Here is a 20000-nt window from a genome sequence, read left to right as displayed (position 1 = left end):
AGCCCCTTCTGAGCGGTCCTCATCACCCGGAAGGAGGCCGACGCTCTATGGCAAGGCCCGACAAGGCTGCCGCGGTAGCCGAGCTCGCGGACCAGTTCCGCAGCTCGAACGCCGCCGTGCTGACCGAGTACCGGGGTCTCACCGTGGCGCAGCTCAAGACGCTGCGTCGTTCGCTCGGTGAGAACGCCCAGTACGCCGTGGTGAAGAACACGCTGACCAAGATTGCGGCCAACGAGGCCGGGATCACTTCGCTCGACGACCAGTTCAATGGTCCGACGGCGGTTGCCTTCATCACCGGTGACCCGGTGGAGTCGGCGAAGGGTCTTCGTGACTTCGCCAAGGAGAACCCGAACCTGATCATCAAGGGCGGTGTCCTTGATGGCAAGGCGCTGTCCGCCGATGAGATCAAGAAGCTTGCGGACCTTGAGTCCCGCGAGGTTCTGCTCAGCAAGCTGGCCGGCGCGTTCAAGGGCAAGCAGTCCCAGACTGCCTCGCTCTTCCAGGCGCTGCCGTCGAAGTTCGTCCGCACCGCGGAAGCGCTTCGCGTCAAGCTCGCCGAGCAGGGCGGTGCCGAGTAATTCGGCTCGCGCATTGATCGTCGCCCGCTAGGGCGACGGTCGCAGCGGGCCGAAAGTACGCCCGCCTACATGTACATCCGGCACCCGCCGAATTAGTGGAAGGATCGCCCATCATGGCGAAGCTCAGCCAGGAAGACCTGCTCGCCCAGTTCGAGGAGATGACCCTCATCGAGCTCTCCGAGTTCGTGAAGGCCTTCGAGGAGAAGTTCGACGTCACCGCCGCCGCGGCCGTCGCCGTTGCCGGCCCCGCCGGCCCGGCCGCCGTTGAGGCCGCCGAGGAGCAGGACGAGTTCGACGTCATCCTCACCGGCGCCGGCGAGAAGAAGATCCAGGTCATCAAGGTCGTGCGCGAGCTGACCTCCCTGGGTCTGAAGGAGGCCAAGGACCTCGTCGACGGCACCCCGAAGCCGGTCCTTGAGAAGGTCGCCAAGGAGGCCGCCGAGAAGGCTGCCGAGTCCCTCAAGGCCGCTGGCGCCTCCGTCGAGGTCAAGTAACACCTCGCGGGTCCAGCTGGACCCGCACCCGTCTCGCAGGCGCGCTCGCGCGCCGCTGGACACCGCCAAGGGCGATCACCCATCCGGGTGATCGCCCTTCGGCGTACCCGTGACGTCAGCCTTGCACGGGGCCCGTCGGGGAGTATGGTGATCTTCGCCGTCTGCTCGGCGAGGACGCAGGCGTACGCCCCGCACGGCTCCCGCGGCGATCTCCGGGGAGCGGAGGGGTCTTGACGAACCGCACGCAGCGCGCAATTCTCAGGACGCGTCGTCACAACGATCCGGATCCGAGGCATGGATCGACGGCGAAGAGGGCAGTACTAATCTGCGTCTGCGCGGCGCACGGCTGACCGAGGTACCGAGGTACTTGAGAAGAGAAATGCGGGTCTCGAAAAATCCGCCCTGGACATCAGTGTGCCGAGTGGCTACACTGTCCCTTTGCGCTGCCTGTTAGCTGTCCCCTGCCCGTCACCAGGGGCATGCCCTCGCTTGAGCATCTTTGATTGAACTGCCTGACCTGGCCGTCTTCGGCCGCGTCGGGAAACGTCTCTCTCTGTGCCCACGTGGGACCGGTACGCGCGTAGTGAGTCCGAGCCCTCGGAAGGACCCCCTCTTGGCCGCCTCGCGCAACGCCTCGACCGCCAATACGAACAACGGCGCCAGCACCGCCCCGCTGCGCATCTCCTTTGCAAAGATCAAGGAGCCCCTCGAGGTTCCGAACCTTCTTGCGCTGCAGACCGAGAGCTTTGACTGGCTGCTCGGCAATGCCGCTTGGAAGTCTCGGGTCGAGGCCGCTCTCGAGAGTGGACAGGACGTCCCCACCAAGTCCGGTCTGGAGGAGATCTTCGAAGAGATCTCCCCGATCGAGGACTTCTCCGGGTCGATGTCCCTGACCTTCCGCGACCACCGCTTCGAGCCGCCGAAGAACTCGATCGACGAGTGCAAGGAGCGCGACTTCACGTTCGCGGCCCCGCTCTTCGTCACCGCCGAGTTCACCAACAACGAGACCGGCGAGATCAAGTCCCAGACGGTCTTCATGGGCGACTTCCCGCTCATGACCAACAAGGGCACCTTCGTCATCAACGGCACCGAGCGTGTCGTCGTGTCGCAGCTGGTCCGCTCGCCGGGTGTCTACTTCGACTCCAACATCGACAAGACGTCCGACAAGGACATCTTCACGGCCAAGATCATCCCGTCCCGGGGTGCCTGGCTTGAGATGGAGATCGACAAGCGCGACATGGTCGGTGTCCGCATCGACCGCAAGCGCAAGCAGTCCGTCACCGTTCTCCTGAAGGCTCTCGGTTGGACCACCGAGCAGATCCTTGAGGAGTTCGGCGAGTACGAGTCCATGCGCGCCACCCTGGAGAAGGACCACACCCAGGGCCAGGACGACGCACTGCTCGACATCTACCGCAAGCTGCGCCCGGGCGAGCCGCCGACGCGCGAGGCCGCTCAGACGCTGCTGGAGAACCTCTACTTCAACCCGAAGCGCTACGACCTCGCCAAGGTCGGCCGCTACAAGGTGAACAAGAAGCTCGGCGCGGATGAGCCCCTCGACGCGGGCGTGCTCACCACCGACGACGTCATCGCGACCATCAAGTACCTGGTCAAGCTGCACGCCGGTGAGACCGAGACCGTCGGTGAGTCGGGTCGGAACATCGTCGTCGAGACCGACGACATCGACCACTTCGGCAACCGTCGTCTGCGCAACGTCGGCGAGCTCATCCAGAACCAGGTCCGTACGGGTCTGGCTCGTATGGAGCGCGTCGTGCGTGAGCGCATGACGACCCAGGACGTCGAGGCGATCACGCCGCAGACCCTGATCAACATCCGGCCGGTCGTCGCCTCCATCAAGGAGTTCTTCGGCACCAGCCAGCTGTCGCAGTTCATGGACCAGAACAACCCGCTGTCGGGTCTCACCCACAAGCGCCGTCTGTCGGCGCTCGGCCCGGGTGGTCTCTCCCGTGAGCGGGCCGGCTTCGAGGTCCGTGACGTGCACCCGTCTCACTACGGCCGCATGTGCCCGATCGAGACGCCCGAAGGCCCGAACATCGGTCTGATCGGTTCGCTCGCCTCGTACGGCCGCGTTAACGCGTTCGGCTTCATCGAGACGCCGTACCGCAAGGTCGTCGACGGCCAGGTCACCGACGAGGTCGACTACGTCACCGCCGACGAGGAGGACCGCTTCGTCATCGCGCAGGCCAACGCCGCGCTCAACGACGAGATGCGGTTCACCGAGCCGCGCGTGCTGGTCCGCCGCCGTGGTGGCGAGGTCGACTACGTGCCCGGCACCGAGGTCGACTACATGGACGTCTCGCCGCGCCAGATGGTGTCGGTCGCGACCGCCATGATCCCGTTCCTTGAGCACGACGACGCCAACCGTGCCCTCATGGGCGCGAACATGATGCGTCAGGCCGTGCCGCTGATCACGTCCGAGGCGCCGCTCGTCGGCACCGGCATGGAGTACCGCTGCGCGGTCGACGCCGGTGACGTCATCAAGGCGGAGAAGGCGGGTGTCGTCCAGGAGGTCTCCGCGGACTACATCACCGTCGCCAACGACGACGGCACGTACACCACGTACCGGATCGCCAAGTTCTCCCGCTCCAACCAGGGCACCTCGGTCAACCAGAAGGTTGTCGTCGACGAGGGCGCCCGCGTGATCGAGGGCCAGGTCCTGGCCGACGGTCCCGCCACCCAGCAGGGTGAGATGGCGCTGGGCAAGAACCTGCTCGTGGCGTTCATGCCGTGGGAGGGTCACAACTACGAGGACGCGATCATCCTGTCGCAGCGCCTCGTGCAGGACGACGTCCTCTCCTCGATCCACATCGAGGAGCACGAGGTCGACGCCCGTGACACCAAGCTCGGCCCGGAGGAGATCACCCGGGACATCCCGAACGTCTCCGAGGAGGTCCTCGCCGACCTCGACGAGCGCGGCATCATCCGTATCGGTGCCGAGGTCGTCGCCGGCGACATCCTCGTCGGCAAGGTCACGCCCAAGGGTGAGACCGAGCTGACGCCGGAGGAGCGCCTGCTGCGCGCGATCTTCGGTGAGAAGGCCCGCGAGGTCCGTGACACCTCGCTGAAGGTGCCGCACGGCGAGACCGGCAAGGTCATCGGCGTCCGCGTCTTCGACCGTGAAGAGGGCGACGAGCTGCCGCCGGGCGTGAACCAGCTGGTTCGCGTCTACGTGGCGCAGAAGCGCAAGATCACGGACGGTGACAAGCTCGCCGGCCGTCACGGCAACAAGGGTGTCATCTCGAAGATCCTTCCGATCGAGGACATGCCGTTCCTTGAGGACGGAACTCCGGTCGACATCATCCTCAACCCGCTCGGTGTCCCGTCCCGAATGAACCCGGGACAGGTCCTGGAGATCCACCTCGGCTGGCTCGCGAGCCGCGGCTGGGACGTCTCCGGTCTGGCCGACGACTGGGCCCAGCGTCTGCAGGCCATCGGCGCCGACCAGGTCGCCGCCGGTACCAACGTCGCGACCCCGGTCTTCGACGGTGCCCGCGAGGACGAGATCACGGGTCTCTTCGAGGCCACGATCCCGAACCGCGACGGCGACCGGCTGGTCCAGCCCTCCGGCAAGGCCAACCTGTTCGACGGCCGCTCCGGCGAGCCGTTCCCGGACCCGATCTCGGTCGGGTACATGTACATCCTGAAGCTGCACCACCTGGTCGACGACAAGCTGCACGCCCGCTCGACCGGTCCGTACTCGATGATCACCCAGCAGCCGCTGGGTGGTAAGGCCCAGTTCGGTGGCCAGCGCTTCGGTGAGATGGAGGTGTGGGCGCTGGAGGCATACGGCGCCGCGTACGCCCTCCAGGAGCTGCTGACCATCAAGTCCGACGACGTCACCGGCCGCGTGAAGGTCTACGAGGCGATCGTCAAGGGCGAGAACATCCCTGAGCCCGGCATTCCCGAGTCCTTCAAGGTGCTCATCAAGGAAATGCAGTCGCTCTGCCTCAACGTGGAGGTGCTGTCCTCGGACGGCATGTCCATCGAGATGCGCGACACGGACGAGGACGTCTTCCGCGCTGCGGAGGAGCTCGGTATCGACCTGTCCCGGCGCGAGCCGAGCAGCGTCGAAGAGGTCTGACGGGTCTGGCGGGGGCTCGCTAGAGCCCCCGCCGTCCCCGGACCCCCCTCAGACCATCTTGAAGAATCGACCCCGAAAGAGGGATTGACGACAAGTGCTCGACGTCAACTTCTTCGACGAGCTGCGGATCGGCCTCGCCACTGCTGACGACATTCGTCAGTGGTCCCACGGTGAGGTCAAGAAGCCGGAGACCATCAACTACCGCACCCTCAAGCCCGAAAAGGACGGACTCTTCTGCGAGAAGATCTTCGGTCCGACCCGGGACTGGGAGTGCTACTGCGGCAAGTACAAGCGCGTCCGCTTCAAGGGCATCATCTGTGAGCGCTGTGGCGTAGAGGTCACGCGTGCCAAGGTGCGCCGCGAGCGGATGGGCCACATCGAGCTTGCCGCTCCCGTGACCCACATCTGGTACTTCAAGGGCGTTCCGTCGCGTCTTGGCTACCTGCTCGACCTCGCGCCGAAGGACCTCGAAAAGGTCATCTACTTCGCCGCGTACATGATCACGTTCGTGGACGAGGAGCGCCGTACGCGCGACCTGCCGTCGCTGGAGGCGCATGTCTCCGTCGAGCGTCAGCAGATCGAGAACCGTCGCGACTCGGACCTCGAAGCCCGCGCCAAGAAGCTCGAAACGGACCTCGCCGAGCTTGAGGCCGAGGGCGCCAAGGCCGACGTGCGCCGCAAGGTGCGCGAGGGTGCCGAGCGCGAGATGAAGCAGCTGCGCGACCGTTCGCAGCGCGAGATCGACCGTCTCGACGAGGTGTGGAGCCGCTTCAAGAACCTCAAGGTCCAGGACCTTGAGGGCGACGAGCTGCTCTACCGCGAGCTGCGTGACCGTTTCGGCACGTACTTCGACGGCTCGATGGGTGCCGCTGCTCTGCAGAAGCGCCTGGAGACCTTCGACCTCGATGAGGAGGCCGAGCGCCTCCGCGAGATCATCCGCACCGGCAAGGGCCAGAAGAAGACCCGTGCGCTGAAGCGGCTGAAGGTGGTGTCCGCGTTCCTGCAGACCTCCAACAGCCCCAAGGGCATGGTCCTCGACTGCGTCCCGGTGATCCCGCCGGACCTGCGTCCGATGGTGCAGCTGGACGGTGGCCGCTTCGCGACCTCCGACCTGAACGACCTGTACCGCCGTGTGATCAACCGCAACAACCGCCTGAAGCGTCTCCTTGACCTCGGTGCCCCCGAGATCATCGTGAACAACGAGAAGCGCATGCTTCAGGAGGCCGTCGACGCGCTCTTCGACAACGGTCGTCGTGGTCGCCCGGTCACGGGCCCCGGCAACCGTCCGCTGAAGTCGCTGTCCGACATGCTCAAGGGCAAGCAGGGTCGATTCCGTCAGAACCTGCTCGGCAAGCGTGTGGACTACTCCGCGCGTTCCGTGATCGTCGTCGGTCCGCAGCTGAAGCTGCACCAGTGCGGTCTGCCCAAGGCCATGGCCCTGGAGCTCTTCAAGCCGTTCGTGATGAAGCGCCTGGTCGACCTGAACCACGCGCAGAACATCAAGAGCGCCAAGCGGATGGTCGAGCGCGGCCGCACGGTCGTGTACGACGTCCTCGAAGAGGTCATCGCCGAGCACCCGGTTCTGCTGAACCGTGCGCCCACGCTGCACCGCCTCGGCATCCAGGCCTTCGAGCCCCAGCTGGTCGAGGGCAAGGCCATCCAGATCCACCCGCTCGTCTGCACCGCGTTCAACGCGGACTTCGACGGTGACCAGATGGCCGTCCACCTGCCGCTCTCCGCGGAGGCGCAGGCCGAGGCCCGCATCCTGATGCTGTCCTCGAACAACATCCTGAAGCCGGCCGACGGTCGTCCCGTCACCATGCCGACCCAGGACATGGTGCTCGGCCTCTTCTTCCTCACCACGGACGAAGAGGAGCGCGAGGTGAAGGGCGCCGGTCGTTCCTTCAACTCGACCGCCGAGGCGATCATGGCGTTCGACGCCCGGGAGCTCTCGCTCCAGGCGAAGGTCGACATCCGCTTCCCGATCGGCACCGTCCCGCCGCGCGGCTGGACCCCGCCGCTCGACGAGGAGGGCGAGACGACCTGGCAGCAGGGCGACTCGTTCCGGCTGCGTACGTCCCTGGGCCGCGCGCTCTTCAACGAGCTGCTGCCCGAGGACTACCCGTTCGTCGACTACTCGGTGGGCAAGAAGCAGCTCTCCGAGATCGTCAACGACCTCGCCGAGCGCTACCCCAAGGTCATCGTGGCGGCGACGCTCGACAACCTGAAGGCGGCCGGCTTCTTCTGGGCGACCCGTTCCGGTGTCACCGTGGCCATCTCCGACGTCGTGGTCCCCGAGGCCAAGAAGGCGATCGTCGCGGGCTACGAGGCGCAGGACGAGAAGGTCCAGAAGCAGTACGAGCGCGGTCTGATCACCAAGGACGAGCGCACGCAGGAGCTCATCGCGATCTGGACCAAGGCGACCAACGAGGTTGCCGAGGCGATGAACGCGAACTTCCCCAAGACGAACCCCATCTTCATGATGGTTGACTCGGGTGCCCGAGGAAACATGATGCAGATGCGTCAGATCGCCGGTATGCGTGGTCTGGTGTCGAACGCGAAGAACGAGACCATCCCGCGTCCGATCAAGGCGTCCTTCCGTGAGGGCCTCACCGTTCTGGAGTACTTCATCTCCACGCACGGTGCCCGTAAGGGTCTGGCGGACACCGCCCTGCGTACCGCCGACTCGGGTTACCTGACCCGTCGTCTGGTGGACGTCTCGCAGGACGTCATCATCCGCGAGGAGGACTGCGGCACCGACCGCGGCCTCAAGCTCAAGATCGCGGAGCGGGGCGCCGACGGCGTGCTGCGCAAGACCGAGGACGTCGAGACCTCCGTCTACGCCCGCATGCTCGCCGAGGACGTCGTCGTCGACGGCAAGGTCATCGCGCCGGCCAACGTGGACCTCGGTGACGTGCTCATCGACGCCCTCGTGGGTGCGGGTGTCGAGGAGGTCAAGACCCGCTCGGTCCTGACCTGTGAGTCCGCGGTCGGCACCTGTGCCTTCTGCTACGGACGCTCGCTCGCCACCGGCAAGCTGGTCGACATCGGTGAGGCGGTCGGCATCATCGCCGCCCAGTCCATCGGTGAGCCCGGCACCCAGCTGACGATGCGTACCTTCCACACCGGTGGTGTGGCCGGTGACGACATCACGCAGGGTCTGCCGCGTGTCGTCGAGCTCTTCGAGGCCCGTACGCCCAAGGGTGTCGCGCCGATCTCGGAGGCCAAGGGCCGCGTCCGGATCGAGGAGACCGAGAAGACCAAGAAGATCGTCGTCACCCCGGACGACGGCAGCGAGGAGACGGCGTTCCCGATCTCCAAGCGTGCCCGTCTGCTGGTCGGCGAGGGCGACGCGGTCGAGGTGGGCCAGAAGCTCACCGTCGGTGCCACCAACCCGCACGACGTGCTGCGGATCCTCGGTCAGCGTGCGGTCCAGGTCCACCTGGTCGGCGAAGTCCAGAAGGTCTACAACTCGCAGGGCGTGTCGATCCACGACAAGCACATCGAGATCATCATCCGGCAGATGCTGCGCCGCGTGACGATCATCGAGTCCGGCGACGCGGAGCTGCTGCCGGGCGAGCTCGTCGAGCGCTCGAAGTTCGAGACCGAGAACCGTCGTGTGGTCACCGAGGGCGGTCACCCCGCCTCCGGCCGTCCGCAGCTGATGGGTATCACCAAGGCCTCGCTGGCGACGGAATCCTGGCTGTCGGCCGCCTCCTTCCAGGAGACGACCCGAGTCCTGACGGATGCGGCGATCAACGCCAAGTCCGACAGCCTCATCGGCCTCAAGGAGAACGTCATCATCGGTAAGCTCATCCCGGCCGGTACGGGTCTGTCCCGCTACCGCAACATCCGGGTCGAGCCCACCGAAGAGGCCAAGGCCGCGATGTACTCGGCCGTCGGCTACGACGACATCGACTACTCGCCGTTCGGCACGGGCTCCGGCCAGGCCGTTCCGCTGGAGGACTACGACTACGGTCCGTACAACCAGTAAGGCGTACGTCTGCCGAAGGGCGCCCACCCCGCGTTTGTGCGGGGTGGGCGCCCTTCGGGGTTTTCGGGGCCGGCCGGGGAGCGGATCCGGCCCCCCGGAGTGCTCCCGAACGGCCATCTGCTGAGACGGTTCGTCTCATGGCCGGAGCGGGAGGGGTATGGGGTGACATGTCCCACGGGGTGCGGAGGCCCGCGCGTGGGCATTTGTTTTGACCCAAGTCGATGAGGTAGGTACGCTCAGACCTTGTGCCTGGGGTGTGCCTGGGCTCCGCTGCGTGCCTACGTCCGCAGCGCGAGCTCCTAGACCGGCCGCCGCAATCTGCGCTTCTCCTGCCCTCGGGCGGGAGCATGCAGTATTCGACACACCCGACCGCGTGGGTCGGAGACGTGTTCCAGGTTAGTTTTACTACGGCACACAGAAACCGGAGAAGTAGTGCCTACGATCCAGCAGCTGGTCCGGAAGGGCCGGCAGGACAAGGTCGAGAAGAACAAGACGCCCGCGCTTGAGGGTTCGCCCCAGCGCCGTGGCGTCTGCACGCGTGTGTTCACGACCACCCCGAAGAAGCCGAACTCGGCCCTCCGTAAGGTCGCGCGTGTGCGTCTGACCTCCGGCATCGAGGTCACGGCCTACATCCCGGGTGAGGGGCACAACCTGCAGGAGCACTCCATCGTGCTCGTGCGTGGTGGCCGTGTGAAGGACCTGCCGGGTGTTCGTTACAAGATCATCCGCGGCTCGCTCGACACCCAGGGTGTCAAGAACCGCAAGCAGGCCCGCAGCCGCTACGGCGCCAAGAAGGAGAAGTAAGAATGCCTCGTAAGGGCCCCGCCCCGAAGCGCCCGGTCATCATCGACCCGGTCTACAGCTCTCCTCTTGTCACCTCGCTGATCAACAAGATCCTCCTGGACGGCAAGCGCTCCACCGCCGAGCGCATTGTGTACGGCGCCATGGAGGGTCTCCGCGAGAAGACCGGCAACGACCCGGTCATCACGCTGAAGCGCGCGCTGGAGAACGTCAAGCCGTCCCTTGAGGTCAAGTCCCGCCGTGTCGGTGGCGCGACCTACCAGGTTCCGGTTGAGGTCAAGCCCGGCCGTCAGTCCACCCTCGCGCTGCGCTGGCTCGTGGGCTACTCCCGCGCCCGCCGTGAGAAGACCATGACCGAACGCCTCATGAACGAGCTGCTCGACGCCTCCAACGGCCTCGGCGCTGCGGTCAAGAAGCGTGAGGACACCCACAAGATGGCCGAGTCCAACAAGGCCTTCGCGCACTACCGCTGGTAGTCGCAACCCACATCGAGACCGAGAGAAGACTGAGCCGATATGGCTACCACTTCACTTGACCTGGCCAAGGTCCGCAACATCGGGATCATGGCTCACATCGACGCGGGCAAGACGACCACCACCGAGCGGATCCTGTTCTACACCGGTGTCTCGTACAAGATCGGTGAGGTCCACGACGGCGCTGCCACGATGGACTGGATGGAGCAGGAGCAGGAGCGCGGCATCACCATCACGTCCGCCGCGACGACCTGCCACTGGCCGCTTGAGGACGTCGACCACACCATCAACATCATCGACACCCCGGGCCACGTGGACTTCACGGTCGAGGTGGAGCGTTCGCTCCGCGTCCTCGACGGTGCGGTCACCGTGTTCGACGGTGTCGCCGGTGTGGAGCCGCAGTCCGAGACGGTCTGGCGTCAGGCCGACCGTTACGGCGTTCCGCGTATCTGCTTCGTCAACAAGCTCGACCGCACCGGCGCTGAGTTCCACCGCTGCGTGGACATGATCGTGGACCGCCTCGGCGCGACCCCGATCGTGATGCAGCTGCCGATCGGTTCCGAGGCCAACTTCGAGGGCGTTGTGGACCTGGTCCGCATGAAGGCCCTCGTGTGGTCCGCGGAAGCGACCAAGGGCGAGATGTACGACGTCGTCGACATCCCGGCCACGCACACCGAGGCTGCTGAAGAGTGGCGCGGCAAGCTGGTCGAGACCGTCGCGGAGAACGACGAAGAGATCATGGAGCTCTTCCTTGAGGGCGTCGAGCCCACCGAGGAGCAGCTGTACGCCGCGGTGCGTCGCATCACCATCGCGTCCGGCAAGGGCGGCGACACCACCGTCACCCCCGTGTTCTGTGGCACCGCGTTCAAGAACAAGGGCGTTCAGCCCCTGCTCGACGCCGTCGTCCGTTACCTGCCTTCCCCTCTGGACGTCGAGGCCATCGAGGGCCACGACGTCAAGGACCCGGAGGTCGTGGTCAAGCGCAAGCCGTCCGACGAGGAGCCCCTCTCGGCGCTGGCGTTCAAGATCGCGAGCGACCCGCACCTGGGCAAGCTCACCTTCATCCGGATCTACTCCGGTCGCCTGGAGGCCGGCACCTCGGTGCTGAACTCCGTCAAGGGCAAGAAGGAGCGCATCGGCAAGATCTACCGCATGCACGCGAACAAGCGTGAGGAGATCGAGTCGGTGGGCGCCGGTGACATCGTCGCCGTCATGGGCCTGAAGCAGACCACCACCGGTGAGACGCTGTGCGACGACAAGTCCCCGGTGATCCTGGAGTCCATGGACTTCCCGGCGCCGGTGATCCAGGTCGCCATCGAGCCCAAGTCCAAGGGTGACCAGGAGAAGCTGGGTGTCGCCATCCAGCGTCTCGCGGAGGAGGACCCCTCCTTCCAGGTGCACTCGGACGAGGAGACCGGCCAGACCATCATCGGTGGTATGGGCGAGCTCCACCTCGACGTCCTCGTCGACCGTATGCGTCGCGAGTTCAAGGTCGAGGCGAACGTCGGCAAGCCGCAGGTCGCGTACCGCGAGACGATCCGCAAGACCGTCGAGCGCGTGGACTACACCCACAAGAAGCAGACCGGTGGTACCGGTCAGTTCGCCAAGGTGCAGATCGCGATCGAGCCCATCGAGGGCGGCGAGGCGTCGTACGAGTTCGTGAACAAGGTCACCGGTGGCCGCATCCCCCGGGAGTACATCCCGTCGGTGGACGCGGGTGCGCAGGAGGCCATGCAGTTCGGCATCCTGGCCGGCTACGAGATGACTGGCGTCCGCGTCATCCTTCTCGACGGTGGCTACCACGAGGTCGACTCCTCCGAGCTCGCGTTCAAGATCGCCGGTTCGCAGGCCTTCAAGGAGGCCGCGCGCAAGGCTTCTCCCGTGCTCCTTGAGCCGATGATGGCCGTCGAGGTCGTCACGCCCGAGGACTACATGGGTGAAGTCATCGGTGACATCAACTCCCGCCGTGGCCAGATCCAGGCCATGGAGGAGCGCAGCGGCGCCCGCGTCGTGAAGGGCCTCGTGCCCCTCTCGGAGATGTTCGGCTACGTCGGCGACCTCCGCAGCAAGACCTCGGGTCGCGCAAGCTACTCGATGCAGTTCGACTCCTACGCCGAGGTTCCGCGGAACGTCGCCGAGGAGATCATCGCGAAGGCCAAGGGCGAGTAACTCTCCCGAGTTCACGCTTTAGGCTTGTCACCGGAGCCACTGGGGCATTCGGCGTAGACCATCAGGTTTGCGGTGAATGCCCCGGGCCCCGGCATCCCAGCAAAGATCACCTGGCGCCGATGAAGCAAGGCGTACAGAACCACTCCACAGGAGGACCCAGTGGCGAAGGCGAAGTTCGAGCGGACTAAGCCGCACGTCAACATCGGCACCATCGGTCACATTGACCACGGTAAGACGACCCTCACGGCCGCCATTACCAAGGTGCTGCACGACGCGTACCCGGACCTGAACGAGGCCTCGGCCTTCGACCAGATCGACAAGGCTCCTGAGGAGCGCCAGCGCGGTATCACGATCTCGATCGCGCACGTCGAGTACCAGACCGAGTCGCGTCACTACGCCCACGTCGACTGCCCCGGTCACGCGGACTACATCAAGAACATGATCACGGGTGCCGCGCAGATGGACGGCGCGATCCTCGTGGTTGCCGCCACCGACGGCCCGATGCCGCAGACCAAGGAGCACGTGCTCCTGGCCCGCCAGGTCGGCGTTCCGTACATCGTCGTCGCCCTGAACAAGGCCGACATGGTGGACGACGAGGAGATCCTGGAGCTCGTCGAGCTTGAGGTCCGTGAGCTCCTCTCCGAGTACGAGTTCCCGGGCGACGACCTGCCGGTCGTCAAGGTCTCGGCGCTCAAGGCGCTTGAGGGCGACAAGGAGTGGGGCCAGTCGGTCCTGAACCTGATGGCCGCCGTCGACGAGGCGATCCCGCAGCCCGAGCGTGACGTCGACAAGCCGTTCCTGATGCCGATCGAGGACGTCTTCACGATCACCGGTCGTGGCACCGTCGTCACCGGTCGTATCGAGCGTGGTGTCCTGAAGGTCAACGAGACCGTCGACATCGTCGGTATCAAGACCGAGAAGACCACCACCACGGTCACCGGCATCGAGATGTTCCGCAAGCTGCTCGACGAGGGCCAGGCCGGTGAGAACGTCGGTCTGCTGCTTCGTGGCATCAAGCGCGAGGACGTCGAGCGCGGCCAGGTCATCATCAAGCCCGGTTCGGTCACGCCGCACACCGAGTTTGAGGCCCAGGCGTACATCCTGTCCAAGGACGAGGGTGGCCGTCACACGCCGTTCTTCAACAACTACCGCCCGCAGTTCTACTTCCGTACCACGGACGTGACCGGCGTCGTTACCCTCCCCGAGGGCACCGAGATGGTCATGCCGGGCGACAACACCGCCATGACGGTCGCGCTGATCCAGCCGGTCGCCATGGAGGAGGGCCTGAAGTTCGCCATCCGTGAGGGTGGCCGGACCGTGGGCGCCGGCCAGGTCGTCAAGATCGTCAAGTAATTACTTGACCGTCTGACCTGGTAGCTCGCTGAGCTGTCAGAAGAGCCCCGCACCTTTCGAGGTGCGGGGCTCTTCGCGTTGTCCGGAGGTTTGGACGCGGGCTCTTACGGCCGCCAGGACCAGGGCCGGGCGTCGACCCCGAGCCCGACGGCGAGCGCCCGCCCGTCGCGTACGTACAGGGTGGGCGATCCGACGGGCACGACGCCCTGGGTGCGCCTCAACACCCTTTGCCTGTCGGCCAGTTGAAGAATCCCCTTCTCGTCCGTACCCAGCACGAATCCGGCTTCGGCGCCGACCGGCCCGTACCCGTCGAGCTTGACGGGTGCCGTGGGGCTGCCGTCGAGGCCTACGGAGGTGAGGTGCGGGGAGGCCGGGGAGCCGGGGTCCTGGAGGGCCTTCTTGGGGTCGGTGGACGTGCGGTACAGGAGCTGTACGCCGTCGCCGAGCGGGACCGGGGCCACCGCGTCGACGGCGAGCGGAAGCCGGGACGGGGCGGGGGCGAGGGGCTTGCCGGGGGCGGCCTGGGTCCAGTGGTGCACGGTGTCGGCGCCGGCCGCGAAGACGTGCACGCGCCCGCTTCGGTCGACGGTGCCGCTCAGCCCCTCCTGCACGGACTCCCCGCCGAGATCGCGCCAGGCCGACCAGGCGCCGTCCGCTTCCCGGATGCGGGAGCTGATGCCGCGGTCGGCGTTGCGCACGAAGAGGTGGACGCGGCCGTCCGGCGCGGCGAGGGCGAGCGGGGGCCCGATCCGCCGCCCGCGGTCGTCTCCGCGCTCGGGATTGCCGAGTCCCTTCCAGGCCCCGAACTTGCCGTGGGGAACGGCCTGTTCGAGCGCGACGATCTCCCGGGTATTGGCGCCGGCACGTCCCTGGAGGGAGGAGAACCGCAGCCCGAAGAGGAGCTGGCGGCCGTCGGGGAGGGTGGCGCCACCGAGGACGGGAGCGAGGGGCGAGCCGCCGAGGTCCTCGGGGTCGCCCCAGCTGTCATCGCCGTTCCGGGCCCACCGGACGGCGCGAAGCCCGACGACCCCATAGGCGTACGCGCCATCGGCGGACAGGACGAGCCGGGTGCCGGGGTGGCGGTAGTGGGTGGAACGCACCCACCCCTTCCAGTTGGTGAGCGGCCGGTTCCCTCCGACGTTGTAGTCCCCGCAGCCGCCCGGGTTCCCGCATGCCCATGCCTTGTCCCCGCCGTACGGAACGAGGTGCGCGGCCTTCTCGGCGAGCACCTTCGGGGGGAGGTTCTTGGGCCAGTGGCGGTTGTAGTAGGCGCGGTAGGCGGTGGCGAGGAAGGCGTTGCCCCGCTCGGCGTGCCGGATCATCGCGGCCCAGGCGAAGGAGGCGGCGGCGGTGTGGTCGGCGTGGTCGGCGTACCCCGGCTGCTCGGAGTCGTGCTGGCGGTCGGCGGTGGAGCTGTGCTGGATGTCGGGGTCGGGGTCGAGGGTCTGGACGAGGGTGGGCGCGTAGTCGTCGAGGATCCCGGCGAGCACGTCGACCATGTCGTCGTAGGTGTAGGCCTTGGCCCGGGTGAGGGGTGACCCTTCCGCGATGACGACGGGCAGCTGGAGGTGGTGGTCCTCCCAGAGGCTGGGCAGCCCCATCCGGCCCCCGAGGGGGGTGTGCATGGCGGTGTTGAGGAACACCAACTCGACGCTGCGGCCCCGGTGTTGGAGCCGGTTGACCTCGGCGCGGTGCCCGCCGCGCAGTTCGGCGACGGACTTCTGCCAGGGTGCGTACTTGTCGAGCCCGAGCAGGGTGGCGTAGGCCTGCCGCAGCCCCTGGTGCCGGGCGGACGAATAGGCGGCCTTGTCGTAGACGTGCGGCCCGGTGTCACTCACCACCCGGTTGTCCCCGTTGGCCTCCCCGCCGGTGACGTACACGCTGACCAGCGGAACGCCGGAGTCGAGGGTGTGCTGGGTGTCAGGATTCATGAAGTACAGGTCGTCGTCCGGGTGGGCGAGGATCTGGAGGAGGAGGGGCTTGGGGGGTGCGGTGAGGGGGGTGTCCTTGGCGGCGCGGGGCGCTGTGCGCCCGGTCGGGGGGACGGAACATCCCGCGACGGTGACGGCGAGGCCGGCGGCGGCCGCGGCTCCGAGCGCCGCGCGACGGGTGGGCCTGCTGGTACCGCTGCGCTGCGCGCGACCGCTTGCGTCGTACACGTACGTTCCGTCCGCTGGGTGCCGAGGGGATACCGGCGATGCTATCCAGCGGGTGCGGGCGTGACGCCTGGAGGTGGGCGTAGCGCTACGCGTAGCGCGGCAGGTCGGCTGTAGGTTCGCCCCCTGGCCGGGCGTGACGTCCTTGCCGTGGAGGGGGTTTCTTGCGGGTCGCGTAGCGGGGGCCGTCCCGGGTCGGAGGGATGCCGGCCGAGGGGGGCGCCCAGGGTCGTGTGGGGCGGTTCCGTCAGGATGGGTTCCTCACCGAGGCAATGAGAGCCCAGGCGAAGAGGGCACCTGGCTCTATTCGATCGACCCGGCGTACGACCCGCGAGGGACGGTGCCGCCGTACGCGGTCATCGGGGCATGGCCGGTCGACCAGCGGGGCGAGCCCGGGGAGTTCAGCCACAATCCCGACTACCGGCCGTCGCCGATGGCGCTCGGGCTTCCTGTCCCTACGGATGCGGTCGACGCGGCGAAGGATCCCCTTGGCTGATGCGCGGTCGGCGGCGCCGCCTTGACCAACCGCCCGCTGTCCCGCACCGACCCGCTGGGCCGCACCGTCCGCTCCGCATATGACGAGGCGGGCCGGCCGACGGAGGTCGTACGACCCAACGGGCGCCGGATGACGATCGTCTACGACGAGGCGGGACTGCCGGTCCGGGTGACCGGCGCCGACGGCCTGACCGTGCGCCAGAGCTTCGACGAGCGCGGCAACCGCACATCGGTCACCGACCCGTCCGGCGCGCGCACCGAGTTCACGTACGACGAGGCAGGCCACCTCGCCGCGGTGACGGACGGCCTCGGGCACACCACCCGCATACGGTGCGACCGGGCCGGGCTGCCGCTCGGCATCACCGACCCCATGGGCGCGGTCACCCGCTACGCACGGGACGCCTTCGGTCGGCCGGTCACGATCACCGACCCGCTGGGCGCGACCACGCGTCTGGCCTGGACGGTGGAAGGCAGGCTCGCCCGTCGCACCGCCCCCGACGGCAGCGAGGAGTCCTGGACGTACGACGGCGAGGGCAACTGCACCAGCCACACCGACCCGCTGGGCGCCGTCTCCCGCTTCGAGTACACGGACTTCGACCTCCTGACGGCCCGAACCGGCCCCGACGGCGTGCGCTACACCTTCGAGCACGACGCCGATCTGCGCCTGACCAAGGTCGTCAACCCCCAGGGCCTGGAGTGGAGTTACGCCTACGACCCGGCCGGGCGCCTGATCACGGAGACCGACTTCGACGGCCGCACGCTGGGCTACGCCTACGACGCGGCGGGCCGCCTCGCCGCCCGCACCAACGGGCTGGGCGAAACGATCCGGTTCGAGCGCAACGAGCTCGGCCAGGCGGTCCGCAAGGACGTCGAGGGCGCGGTCACCACCTTCGCGTACGACATCTTCGACCAGCTCGCCCAGGCCAGCGGCCCCGACGCGACGCTGATGCTGCTCCGCGACCGGCACGGACGGGTGCGCTCGGAGACGGTCAACGGCCGCGAACTGTCGTACTCCTACGACGAGTTGGGGCGCCGCAACGGGCGTACGACCCCGGGCGGCTCGGCCAGCGCCTGGAGGTACGACGCGGCGGGCAACCGCACCGAACTGACCACATCCGGCCGCACGGTCGCCTTCGCGCACGACGCGGCCGGGCGGGAGCTGACCCGCCGGTTCGGGGAAACGATCACCCTGGCCCACGCCTTCGACCCACTGGGCCGCCTCACGGACCTGGCAGTGACCGGCGCGCAGGGCGAATCCATCCAGCGCCGCGCCTACCACTACCGCGCCGACGGCAACCTGACCGGCGTGGACGACCAGCTCTCCGGCTCCCGCCGCTTCGACCTGGACGCGGCGGGCCGGGTGACGGCGGTCCGGGCGGGGGACTGGTCGGAGCGGTACGCCTACGACACGGCGGGCAACCAGACCGAGGCGTCCTGGCCCGCGGCCCACCCCGGCCAGGAAGCGCTGGGCCCCCGCGCCTACACGGGCACCCGAATAACCCGGGCGGGCTCGGTCCGCTACGAACACGACGCCCAGGGCCGCGTCACCCTGCGCCAGAAACAGCGCCTCTCGCGCAAGCCGGACACCTGGCGCTACACCTGGGACCCGGAAGACCGCCTGACCTCCGTCGTCACCCCCCGACGGCACGGTCTGGCGCTACCGCTACGACCCGCTGGGCCGCCGCATCGCCAAGGAGCGGATGGCGGGGGAGGCGGTCGCGGAGCGGGTGTCGTTCACATGGGACGGCACGACGCTGTGCGAACAGACGACGTCGTCGTCCGCATCCGCCGTGGCGGTCTCCCTCACCTGGGACCACGCGGGCCTGCGCCCCATCGCCCAGACCGAACGAATATCGACGGCGCCCGCGCCACAGGACTCGATCGACGAACGCTTCTTCGCAATAGTCACCGACCTGATCGGCACCCCGAGCGAACTGATCGACGAACGGGGCGAAATAGCCTGGCGCACCCGCTCAACCCTGTGGGGCACAACGACGTGGAACACGGACGCCCGCGCCTACACCCCACTCCGCTTCCCGGGTCAGTACTTCGGCCCTGAGACGGGGCTGCATTACAACTATTTCCGGCATTATGACCCGGAGGGCGCGCGCTATCTTTCGGTGGATCCGCTGGGACTGGCGCCTGCTCCAAACCCGTCCGCCTATGTCCCGAACCCATTTTTGTGGACCGATCCTCTGGGGCTCTCCCCATGCCCGGAGCATCCGGCAATCACAGAGACGCACGACAGAATGGGCGATGGGAGCATCATAAGCCAGTACCCGATCACTCCTGATGAAGCTCTCGATGCCGCTCAGAGGCTCTTGGGGGAGGGGTACACGGAGAAGGGGGTGAATAGAGGGGTGTTCCGTAGTGCGGATGGACTCAGGCAATTTCGCATGGATCCGGATTCCTTGGCGGGAGGTCACTGGCCAGACATTCCTCATGTGCACTTCGAAATATTTGAACACCCTGGCGACAAAAAGGCCTCGGTTAACAATCACGTCCCATTGGTCCAGTGAACCTCTTTCATCCTGAATATGTGCAGGTCATGAGAGCGTGGACGGCCTGGACGATGGTGCCGATACGCCGGGTGGAACATCGGGCCCGCCGGAGTAGTCGCCAGGCCTTCAGCTGCGCGGAGGCACGTTCTCCAGGAGCCCGAAGCCGGGCGTGATCACGGTTGAACTCCTGGCAGTGCTGCGGTTGTTCGCGGTGGTGGTAGTAGGGGGTGCGGACGGTGGCGCCGGCTCCCTGGTAGGCCCTGTCCGCGAGTACGAGGATCTGCCGTGCCAGGCACGCTTGGACGATGCCGTGGGCTCGGGCCGCGGTCAGGTCGTGGGTCCGTCCGGGGGTGGCCCGTGAGAACCAGAGCGGGGTGCCGTCCGGGCGGGCAATGACCTGGACGTTCATGCCGTGCTTCTTGTGTTTTTGGGAGTAGTACGGCTCGTCGGCCCGGACGCGGTCGGCCGGAATGAGTGTGCCGTCAACGATGACGTGGTCGCCTTCGCCGAGACCGGTGAGTGCTTCGTGCAGGCCGGGTGCCCATGAGGCAAGCACGTCCAGGGTCTCGTCGACGTAGCGCCAAGCGGTTGCCTCGGAGACACCGAAGCCCGCGCCGACCTGCGCGAGTGTCTCATTCTTCCGTAGACGCGCGAGAGCCGGCAGCGCTTGCTTGAAGCAACCGAGCTTGCGCCAGCGGGAGTTGATCTCTCGGCGGCGGTCATACAGAAGCCAGGCCACGTGTTCGACGAGCTCGTGCGACACGTCGATCGTGGCAGGATGCGGAACCAACAGGGCCCCTCGTGTCGCCGGTGTGATGAGTGGAATCACCACGCCAACGACGAGGGGCCCTGCCTCGTCACCACGCCCGCTGACCAGCCCATTTCAC

10 protein-coding genes and 1 pseudogene are annotated in these 20000 nt (G+C 67.0%); 9 read left to right on the top strand and 2 right to left on the bottom strand.

The window, feature by feature from the left end; translation table 11 throughout:
- The first annotated feature begins 47 nt into the window (after window positions 1-47).
- The 8 genes from rplJ to tuf all read left to right on the top strand — a co-directional run bounded on the left by rplJ (window position 48) and on the right by tuf (window position 13961).
- On the top strand, window positions 48-578 hold the full coding sequence (rplJ, locus tag ACWC2B_RS16785) for a 50S ribosomal protein L10 (RefSeq protein ID WP_450717166.1): 531 nt from the start codon (window positions 48-50) through the stop codon (window positions 576-578).
- A gap of 113 nt (window positions 579-691) precedes the next feature.
- A complete protein-coding gene (gene rplL / locus ACWC2B_RS16780; RefSeq protein ID WP_450717165.1) occupies window positions 692-1072 on the top strand; it encodes a 50S ribosomal protein L7/L12 in 381 nt (126 codons plus the stop codon).
- A 613-nt stretch (window positions 1073-1685) separates the two neighbouring features.
- A complete protein-coding gene (rpoB, locus tag ACWC2B_RS16775) occupies window positions 1686-5171 on the top strand; it encodes a DNA-directed RNA polymerase subunit beta (protein ID WP_189963089.1) in 3486 nt (1161 codons plus the stop codon).
- Window positions 5172-5265: 94 nt separating this feature from the next.
- The gene (locus tag ACWC2B_RS16770; RefSeq protein WP_450717164.1) at window positions 5266-9165 is read left to right on the top strand and encodes a DNA-directed RNA polymerase subunit beta'; all 3900 of its coding nucleotides are present in this window, start codon (window positions 5266-5268) and stop codon (window positions 9163-9165) included.
- Window positions 9166-9597: 432 nt separating this feature from the next.
- On the top strand, window positions 9598-9969 hold the full coding sequence (rpsL, locus tag ACWC2B_RS16765; RefSeq protein WP_003948652.1) for a 30S ribosomal protein S12: 372 nt from the start codon (window positions 9598-9600) through the stop codon (window positions 9967-9969).
- A gap of 2 nt (window positions 9970-9971) precedes the next feature.
- On the top strand, window positions 9972-10442 hold the full coding sequence (gene rpsG / locus ACWC2B_RS16760; protein ID WP_053731192.1) for a 30S ribosomal protein S7: 471 nt from the start codon (window positions 9972-9974) through the stop codon (window positions 10440-10442).
- A 39-nt stretch (window positions 10443-10481) separates the two neighbouring features.
- Window positions 10482-12608, top strand: a complete 2127-nt coding sequence (fusA, locus tag ACWC2B_RS16755; RefSeq protein WP_189963081.1) for an elongation factor G — start codon at window positions 10482-10484, stop codon at window positions 12606-12608.
- A 159-nt stretch (window positions 12609-12767) separates the two neighbouring features.
- Window positions 12768-13961 (top strand): elongation factor Tu, encoded by a 1194-nt coding sequence (tuf, locus tag ACWC2B_RS16750; RefSeq protein ID WP_053731194.1) that lies wholly within the window; start codon window positions 12768-12770, stop codon window positions 13959-13961.
- Window positions 13962-14065: 104 nt separating this feature from the next.
- On the opposite strand, the gene ACWC2B_RS16745 is transcribed toward tuf, so the two are convergent.
- Window positions 14066-16120: a PIG-L family deacetylase gene (locus ACWC2B_RS16745; RefSeq protein ID WP_450717163.1), complete on the bottom strand. Its 2055-nt coding sequence runs from the start codon at window positions 16118-16120 to the stop codon at window positions 14066-14068.
- A 520-nt stretch (window positions 16121-16640) separates the two neighbouring features.
- On the opposite strand from ACWC2B_RS16745, the pseudogene ACWC2B_RS16740 reads away from it, so the two are divergent.
- A pseudogene (locus tag ACWC2B_RS16740) lies at window positions 16641-18831 on the top strand (RHS repeat-associated core domain-containing protein); the annotation flags it as partial.
- A gap of 307 nt (window positions 18832-19138) precedes the next feature.
- Here ACWC2B_RS16740 and ACWC2B_RS16735 read toward each other — a convergent pair.
- Window positions 19139-19945 carry a transposase family protein gene (locus ACWC2B_RS16735; protein ID WP_450717162.1) on the bottom strand — a complete coding sequence of 269 codons (807 nt, stop codon included), beginning with the start codon at window positions 19943-19945 and terminating at the stop codon, window positions 19139-19141.
- Window positions 19946-20000: the final 55 nt, after the last annotated feature.

It is taken from the genome of Streptomyces sp. NPDC001415 (genome assembly GCF_053597395.1).
The sequence above is the reverse complement of the archived record's forward strand: the minus strand, read 5'-3'. Positions and strand labels throughout refer to the sequence as shown.

What these genes read in the sequence shown, in the direction of transcription:
- fusA (WP_189963081.1), top strand. Translation starts at nt 10,482, where the DNA reads ATGGCTACCACTTCACTTGACCTGGCCAAGGTCCGCAACATCGGGATC.
- rpsG (WP_053731192.1), top strand. Translation starts at nt 9,972, where the DNA reads ATGCCTCGTAAGGGCCCCGCCCCGAAGCGCCCGGTCATCATCGACCCG.
- rplJ (WP_450717166.1), top strand. Translation starts at nt 48, where the DNA reads ATGGCAAGGCCCGACAAGGCTGCCGCGGTAGCCGAGCTCGCGGACCAG.
- rplL (WP_450717165.1), top strand. Translation starts at nt 692, where the DNA reads ATGGCGAAGCTCAGCCAGGAAGACCTGCTCGCCCAGTTCGAGGAGATG.